The organism is Pseudomonas indica NBRC 103045 (assembly GCF_002091635.1).
GTDB classification, from domain to species: Bacteria; Pseudomonadota; Gammaproteobacteria; order Pseudomonadales; family Pseudomonadaceae; genus Pseudomonas_M; species Pseudomonas_M indica.
The window spans coordinates 1-1,183 of sequence record NZ_BDAC01000056.1; the positions used below are offsets into that span (position 1 = coordinate 1).

Here is a 1,183-nt window from a genome sequence, read left to right on the forward strand (position 1 = left end):
CCGATTACTCGATGATCTTGGCAACCACGCCGGCGCCGACGGTACGGCCACCTTCGCGGATTGCGAAGCGCAGGCCATCTTCCATGGCGATCGGAGCGATCAGGGTGACAACCATCTTGATGTTGTCGCCCGGCATTACCATTTCAACGCCTTCCGGCAGCTCGCAGTTACCGGTCACGTCAGTGGTACGGAAGTAGAACTGCGGACGGTAGCCCTTGAAGAACGGGGTGTGACGACCACCTTCTTCCTTGCTCAGCACGTACACTTCGCACTCGAACTTGGTGTGCGGCTTGATGGTGCCCGGCTTGGCCAGAACCTGGCCACGCTCCACGTCTTCACGCTTGGTGCCACGCAGCAGCGCACCGACGTTCTCACCAGCACGACCTTCGTCGAGCAGCTTGCGGAACATTTCAACGCCGGTGCAAGTGGTCTTGGTGGTCGGACGGATACCGACGATTTCCACTTCCTCACCCACCTTGACGATGCCACGCTCGACACGACCGGTTACCACGGTGCCGCGACCGGAGATCGAGAATACGTCTTCGATCGGCATCAGGAACGGCTGGTCGATCGCACGCACCGGCTCCGGAATGTAAGAGTCCAGGGTCTCAACCAGCTTGCGAACGGCGGACACACCCATTTCGTTGGCATCTTCGCCGTTCAGCGCCATCAGCGCGGAACCGATGACGATCGGAGTATCGTCGCCCGGGAAGTCGTAGGTGTTCAGCAGATCGCGAACTTCCATTTCGACCAGCTCCAGCAGCTCAGCGTCGTCCACCATGTCGGCCTTGTTTAGGAACACGACGATGTAAGGAACGCCCACCTGGCGGGACAGCAGGATGTGCTCGCGGGTCTGCGGCATGGGGCCGTCAGCAGCGGAGCAAACCAGGATCGCGCCGTCCATCTGGGCAGCACCGGTGATCATGTTCTTCACGTAGTCAGCGTGACCGGGGCAGTCAACGTGAGCGTAGTGACGAATGGCCGAGTCGTATTCCACGTGGGAGGTGTTAATGGTGATACCACGGGCCTTTTCTTCCGGCGCGTTATCGATCTGATCGAAGTTGCGCGCAGCGCCACCCCAGGTGTCAGCGCAAACCTTGGTCAGCGCTGCGGTCAGGGTAGTTTTGCCATGGTCAACGTGACCGATAGTGCCCACGTTGACGTGCGGTTTGTTACGTTCGAA

The 1,183-nt window shown here is 59.8% G+C and carries 1 protein-coding gene; it reads right to left on the minus strand.

Features of this window, described 5'->3' with window-relative positions:
- Window positions 1-4 precede the first annotated feature (4 nt).
- A partial coding sequence (gene tuf / locus PIN01S_RS26135; RefSeq protein WP_084339832.1) for an elongation factor Tu occupies window positions 5-1,183 on the minus strand: 1,179 nt, incomplete at its 5' end.